This is a genomic window from Streptomyces spongiae (assembly GCF_009377185.1).
GTDB lineage: Bacteria > Actinomycetota > Actinomycetes > Streptomycetales > Streptomycetaceae > Streptomyces > Streptomyces spongiae.
Genome location: NZ_VJZC01000589.1, coordinates 1 through 6,164 on the forward strand (window position 1 = coordinate 1; position 6,164 = coordinate 6,164).

At 69.5% G+C, this 6,164-nt stretch carries 6 protein-coding genes and 1 pseudogene; 3 read left to right on the plus strand and 4 right to left on the minus strand.

Going from position 1 to position 6,164, the window contains the following annotated elements:
* Positions 1-1,080: AAA family ATPase (locus FNH08_RS42205; RefSeq protein ID WP_152776808.1), on the plus strand; the 1,080-nt coding region annotated here is incomplete at its 5' end.
* Here FNH08_RS42205 and lepB read toward each other — a convergent pair.
* Together lepB and FNH08_RS42215 are read right to left on the minus strand one after the other, a co-directional pair.
* Positions 984-1,667 (minus strand): signal peptidase I, encoded by a 684-nt coding sequence (gene lepB, locus FNH08_RS54230; protein ID WP_228034703.1) that lies wholly within the window; start codon positions 1,665-1,667, stop codon positions 984-986. The two genes, FNH08_RS42205 and lepB, sit on opposite strands and share 97 nt — an antisense overlap.
* Positions 1,668-1,761: 94 nt before the next feature.
* Positions 1,762-2,478 (minus strand): annotated as a pseudogene (locus FNH08_RS42215) (hypothetical protein); the annotation flags it as partial.
* 505 nt (positions 2,479-2,983) lie between these two features.
* Between FNH08_RS42215 and FNH08_RS42220 the strand changes: the two are divergent.
* Positions 2,984-3,379, plus strand: a complete 396-nt coding sequence (locus FNH08_RS42220; protein ID WP_228034704.1) for a hypothetical protein — start codon at positions 2,984-2,986, stop codon at positions 3,377-3,379.
* An 8-nt stretch (positions 3,380-3,387) separates the two neighbouring features.
* Here FNH08_RS42220 and FNH08_RS42225 read toward each other — a convergent pair whose 3' ends face one another.
* Positions 3,388-4,629 (minus strand): PucR family transcriptional regulator, encoded by a 1,242-nt coding sequence (locus FNH08_RS42225; RefSeq protein ID WP_322726339.1) that lies wholly within the window; start codon positions 4,627-4,629, stop codon positions 3,388-3,390.
* Between the two features lie 3 nt (positions 4,630-4,632).
* Positions 4,633-4,794 carry a hypothetical protein gene (locus FNH08_RS51260; RefSeq protein ID WP_194238814.1) on the minus strand — a complete coding sequence of 54 codons (162 nt, stop codon included), beginning with the start codon at positions 4,792-4,794 and terminating at the stop codon, positions 4,633-4,635.
* 277 nt (positions 4,795-5,071) lie between these two features.
* On the opposite strand from FNH08_RS51260, the gene FNH08_RS42230 reads away from it, so the two are divergent.
* Positions 5,072-6,070, plus strand: coding sequence for a DUF3068 domain-containing protein (locus tag FNH08_RS42230; RefSeq protein ID WP_152776810.1), 999 nt, complete (start codon positions 5,072-5,074; stop codon positions 6,068-6,070).
* Positions 6,071-6,164: the final 94 nt, after the last annotated feature.

Consider the following 6,164-nt stretch of genomic DNA (forward strand, 5'->3'; position numbering starts at 1 on the left):
GTTCTGCGCGTGCGCGCGGCCCGCCACCTCCACCGCCACCCGCGCCTGATCCTCTGCGGCAGCGCCATGTCGTTCATGGGAGGGCTGCTGTCCGGGACGTCACCTCTGTACGGCCGCGCCGGCCTCGACCTCGTCGTGCATTCGCTCGGCTACCGTGAGGCGGCCGAATTCTGGAACATCAGCGACCCGCGGCTCGCCGTCCTCACACACTCCGTGGTCGGCGGAACACCCGCCTACCGCCGCGAGTTCGTCGACGATGACGTTCCGGACGGACCTGACGACTTCGACGACTGGGTATGCCGCACGGTCCTCAACCCTGCCCGCCCCCTTCACGGCGAGGCCGCATTCCTGCTTGCCGCCGAGCCCGACGTACGCGACCGCTCCCTCTACCACTCGGTCCTCTCCGCGGTCGCCAACGGCAACCACACCAGTGGCGGCATCGCGAGCGCGGTCGGCCGCAAGGCCACAGACATCTCCCAGCCCCTCGCCGTGCTCAAACGCTGCGGTCTGCTCAGCGCCGAGCCGGACGCGTTCCGCGGCAACCGCAGCGCCTACCGCATCGCCGAACCCCTGATCGCCTTCCATCACGCCGTCGTACGCCCCGAGCAGGCTCTTCTGGCCCGCAGACGGGGTGCCGCCGCGTCCTGGGAACGCGCCCAGGACACCTTCCTCAGCAAGATCGTCGGCCCGCACTTCGAGCAGTTGTGCCGGGAGTGGGTCTCCTGGCACGCGGATCCGGAGACCTTCGGCGGACTGCCGATCGATGTCACCGCCGGGAGCGTCCCCGACCCGGCTGCCCGTACCTCGCACGAAGTCGACGTCGTCGTACGCGGCGCGATCGGCCAGGACCAGGGAATCCTGCTGTCGGTCGGCGAAGCCAAGTGGAACAAGGTCATGGACGTACGCCATCTCGACCGGATCCGCCACATCCTCGGCCTCCTCGCCGCCCGCGGCATCGACACCAGCCACGCCCGCCCCGCCTGCTACAGCGGTGTCGGGTTCACCCCGGACCTGCACGCCGCGGCCACCCGTAACGAAGTGGTCCTTGTCGACCTGCAACGGCTGTACGGCGGGTCATAGGCGCAGCGGCCCACGTCACAACGTGCTCCGCGGCATACGCGTCCTACGGACGGACCTGCGCTCCCTGCGGAGCGGGCGATGGTTCCGCTGTGCTCGGAGGGGTGAGCGCGTGAGTCGGCCGCGATGGTCCGGTTCTCACCGAGGAGGAAGAGCCGGTTCGCGGGGACGGTGACATCCACGGGAGGGCGGAGGTCGGGATCGTGCTGGGAGATGTACGGCTCGCGAAGGATCTTGCCGTTGACGCTCACCCTCGTCCCGGTCTCGTCGATGACGACGTGATCGCCGCCGACGGCTATCACTCGCATCATGAAGACACTGTTGGCGCCCCAGTCACGTGCGGAGAACAGGATCACGTCACCGCGCCGGACACCCGAACCGTCGAAGAGCCTACCGAGACGTCGTTCCCGGGGGGATACGTCGGTTCCATCGCACGGCTCTGCTGGTGCCACGTCCGGTAGCCCGCCGGCTCGCCCCCCGTCACCAGGATGCTCACCGCCGCGAGCACCACGCCGGCCACCGCGACTCCCAAGGCCACCAGCAATGGCACGTGAGTGCGCGAACGGCCCGCCGTCGGCGGGGGTGGCCATGCGTACGGGGTGGATGCTGAGTGCTGAGCCCTGTACGACGGCGACTTCCACACGTCCATGCAGTTGTGCCGGTACTCGGCGTCCTTCATCACTACACCGCCGTGGACACCGCGCCGCCCGGCGCCGTGGCCTTGGTGACGTTGTCGTTCTCGTCGTACTCCGGCGCCGGGGTGGTGATCAGGACACCGGCGTCCTGGTCCTTCGGCACCGTGTTGACCAGCGGACGCCCGAACGCGTCGTACGTCTGCGTGGTCACCTTGAGGTTGGCGTCGGTGACCTTGGTGACCTGGCCCCGCTCGTCGTAGACGTAGAACGTCGAGTTGGACTTCGCGTCCGTGATCGTCTTCGGGTAGCCCGTCGGCCCGAAGTCACTGTTCGTGGTCGCATGACCGTTGGCGTCCGTCGCCTTGGTCAACTGGCCGAAGGAGTCGTACTCGTACGACGTGGTGTAGTCACCCGCCGTGGTCGTCGCGACGCCCTTCGGGTCCGTGACCGTCTTGAGGTTTCCGAACGAGTCGTAGCCGAACTGCCAGGCCCGCCCCTCCGGGGAGGTCTTGCGGAACAGGTCGGCCGAGTAGCCGTCGGCGCGCGTCTGGTACTCGTACTTGGCGGCATTGGCCGGGTACGTGCCCGGTGCGCAGTCGGACGAGGGCGGCACGCCGGACTTGTTGTTCTCCGCGTCGCGCTGCCACAGCGGGTAGCCCGTCTTCTGGTCGTAGCAGTACGCGGTCTTGGCGCCGTTGTCCTCCTCCAGGTACGTGACGTTGTTGTCCGCGTCCCAGCTCATCTTGGCGATCTGGGACTTGGCGCTCCGCGAACCAGCCCTTGATGGTGTCGACGATTCCCTTGTCGTCACCGTCGGAGGCGGGTGCGGCATAAGCCACCTGCGGCAGCGCGGGAGTCATTACCGCGGATACCACAAGGCACGCGATGAGCCTGCCCGATCTGGGTCTCACGCCAAGCCTTTCCCTCGGACTTCAGTGCCGAAAATGGGTTCTTGGTCAGCTGGTTGGCGCCAGGTCAAGCAGTGAGACAAGGCAAGGCGATTGACACCAAGAGGGCACAAAGGGAACGCAAAGTGTCCGAATTTTCCAGCCGCTGGCCCTCCGTCGCGGCGTCGTGTATAAACCGCCCGGACGTGCACCGAGCATTCGACACGCGTCGAGCATTCCGAAAGTTTCTGATTTCGAGGGGGCAGCTCATGGGCAGCACAATCGAGGAATCCACCACAGCCCTGCCGGAATCCGAGGAATCCGAGGAATCCGCGCCCGCACAGGAAGCCGCCGCCGTGCGATCCCGCCCCGACCGCGCGGGGGGTGATAGCCGCCGGCGCGGTACTGGCCGCTTGTGGCGGGCTCGTCCTGTACGGCGTACTCGACAGCGAGGGCAAGGACAGCGCGAAGGAGCCCCGTGTACCCACAGCCGAGGTGACCTACGAAGTCACCGGTACCGGCGCCGCCGACATCACCTACCAGGCCCGCGGCAAGACCGGGAAGAGCATCACGGTCGACGCCGCCGCCCTCCCCTGGCGCAAGACCGTCGAGGTCCCCCTCGGCACGGAACCCCTCGTCAGCATCACCCTCGGCGAGAAGGGCGGCCAGCTCCGCTGTGCCCTCGGCATTCGCGGCAAGCACGTCCAGAGCGCCACCGCCGCCGGGAAGTTCGGCCGGGCCACCTGCTCCGGCGAACTGGCCGCTGAAGAGGCGCGGTGAGCGTGGGATCAGCGCCGGGCGCGCGGGGCGCCCAGTTCGCCGCGGAGTCGTTGGGCCCGTAACACCAGCTCCAGTTCGAAGCGGCGGTCCGGGTCGTCGATCTCGTCGCCCCACAGCTCCCGTATCTGCCGGAGGCGGTAGCGCACCGTCTGGGGGTGGACGCCCAGGCGGGTGGCCACCTCGGGGGCGCCGCCGCGGGTTTCCAGCCAGGCCAGCAGGGTCTCGGCCAGACGGCGGCCGTGGGCCGGGCCGCAGTGCGTGAGCGGGGCCAGGCAGCGCAGGGCGAGGTCGGCGATCAGTTCCTCCGGCTGCAGCAGGACCAGGGCCTCCGTGTGCTCCGTGCAGTGCAGCACCTCACCGCCGGGCAGCAGCCGCCGTTCCATCAGCCGAACCGCCGCCTCCGCCCAGCGCAGCGACTTCGCGGCGTCGCCCAGCGGCACGGGCGGCCCGATCGCGCCGGACCAGCCGGTCAGGGCACGGTGGAGGAGCTCGGGGCGGCCCGCCGCGTCGGGGTCGGGCACGACCATGCGGGGCTGCTCGTACTCCATGTCGAGCAGCACGCCCTGGCTCACGGCGGGGGCGACGGCTTCACGCGCCGGGCGCAACAGGACCCCCACGGCGACCTTGTCGGGCAGCGGCCAGCCGATCCGGGCAGCCCGTTCGGTGAGCGCCTCCCCGGGGTCGCCCCGGTGGTGTTCCGACAACAACAGCTCCATCAGGCGGCGTTGGAGGCGAAGTCGTTCGCCTGCCTGGCGTGCCGCCGCCTCCGCGTAGCCGCGCACCGACTGGTCGACAAGGCCGTCGAGGTACTCGTAGCCGGCGTCGACGAGTTCGTACATCGCCGGTGGCGGGATCTCGACGCGCTGGCCGATCTCCGCGAAACGGCGCCAGGCGAGCCGTACGCCCAGGCGGTAGATCGCCTGGAGCGAGTCGAGGCTGCGGCCGTGCAGTCCCTCGCCGCGCCCGAACTCCTGGAAGACGCCGGGCGGAACGCGCGGGCGGCCCTCCGCGGTCTCCAGGTGCTGCACGAAGACCTCGATGGCGCGGCGGATCCCGATCAGCGCCATCGGTTCGCCGGAGTCGTCGAGGACGACCGGCAGGTGCGGGTACTCGCGGCGGATCTCCCGCAGGATCTCCTCGGCGAGCACCGGCGCCTCCGCCATGGCGAGCGCGGCGAACTGGCGCACCTGGAAGCGGGGTACGTCGTACCAGGCCGAGCGCGGGGTGACGGTTCCCGGGCGTCGGGTCACGTCTCAGCGCTCCGCGCCGGCGTGTCCGTACGTGATCAGCGGGGTGTTCGGCTGGTCCGGGGTCGCCTCCAACAGGGCGACGACACCGAGCGCGGCGCCCACGGCGAGCACGGCCGCGACCGCGACGGTGGTGAGGGCGGCGAGCAGTCTGGGCAGTCTGGACATCGCAGGGTCAGCCTCTCTGTCGAAAGGTCGTCCCCACCCGGGTGCCCCGCGCTGACGGCGGGGACCCTGAACCCGCGGCCCAGTCTCGACAAGCATTGACACCCCGTCAAGAGTGCGCCTACGGTTCCCGGCCCATGGCGGGTGCCGCACGGGAGCAGCGCGGCACCCCCACCGCACGCGCACTTTCCCCCCACGGCGCGCGACCCCGGCGTACGCGTATGCCGACCCCGACGTACCCGTACGCCCGTCGCGCCGACCCAAGTCACTGGAGTGCCGGATGCGCCGCAAAGCCTCACCGTTCTCCCTGGTCACCCTGGGTGTCGGCACCTTCCTGCTGGTGCTGGCGCCCCTGCTCGCGTGGTACGTGGAACCGCGGGCCGCGGTGAACCCGATCGACATCGACACCACCGCCGTCTACACCGGAACCGGCAGCGTCTTCGACGTGGAAGAAGTGAGGACCGTGCCGGACCAGAGGATCACCATCACCCAGCGGGTGCGCGGGAACGTCGCCGACAGCGAGCGCAGCGGCAAGGCCGCCGTCTGGGACGTGACGACCTCGGTCGACACCGACAAGTCGCTGCCCGCCGCCGACCCGCACGACGCGCTCGACTTCACCCCCCACCGCTGGGTCAACGACCGCAGGACCAACCGGCCCGTGCACTGCTGCGGCGAGAAGCCGTACATCCAGGGCGAGGCCTATCTGAAGTTCCCCTTCGACGTGCAGAGGCGCGACTACCGCTGGTGGGACAACACTCTCGGCAAGACCGTGACCCTCCGCTTCCAGGGCGTGAAGAAGATCCGCGGGTACGAGGGCTACCGGTTCACCGGCACCGTGCCCGCGACGAGGAACGGCACCCGGCTGGTGCCGGGCGCGATCGTCGACCAGCCGGAGCGTCCGCAGGTGGTGGCCGAGGAGTGGTACGCCAACCACGGCATCGAGCTGGTCGTCGACCAGGCCACCGGGCGCGTGCTGTTCGCGCGGACCGGACCGCGTCAGACGCTGCGGGCGCCCGGTGGGAAGAAGGACGCGGCCGTGCTCCTCGACAGCCGGAAGATCCAGTTCACCGCGGACACCCAGAAGTTCGCGGTCGACCAGGCGAAGAAGGACAGCGGGCAACTGCGTCTGGTGGGCCGGACGTTGCCGGTGGGGGCCGGTGTGCTCGGTTTCGTCCTCGCCGCGGTGGGCGCCGTTTTGGTGGCGCGCGGGCGTCCGCGTCCCGAATCGTCCGCGTCGTCCGCGTCGTTCGAGTCGTCCCAGGGTCCGCTCACTTTGTGATGAGACGTCAGGTCCAGCTGAACCGGAATTTGTCATCCGGGTGAGTAGCAGCTTGGAACGGCTCAGCGAAAACTATCCACCCCCACCCGAGCAC